The following is a 235-nucleotide window of genomic DNA, read 5'->3' on the forward strand; positions in this document are numbered from 1 at the left end:
CGCTGGAAAAGCACCCAAGAAAAGCACAAACCAAGAAAAGATAAAGAAAATTTAAGCCTTTGTTATATGCACGATAGTCAATTTGTAAATAATGGATAAAGAATAAAGACACGCCTACTGTCATAAAATTGGCAATTGTTAAAGCCAACGTCAGCTCAAGATGATTCCCTGTGACTAAGTCTGCCGACATATAACCAATAAATGCGCCCAACCAGCCACCAACATTTCTGAGTGG

1 pseudogene is annotated in these 235 nt (G+C 38.7%); it reads right to left on the reverse strand.

Features of this window, described 5'->3' with window-relative positions:
- A pseudogene (locus B4920_RS30260) lies at positions 1-235 on the reverse strand (response regulator); the annotation flags it as partial.

Origin of the sequence: Zoogloea sp. LCSB751, from assembly GCF_002028455.1 — a bacterium.
Taxonomy (GTDB): domain Bacteria; phylum Pseudomonadota; class Gammaproteobacteria; order Burkholderiales; family Rhodocyclaceae; genus Zoogloea.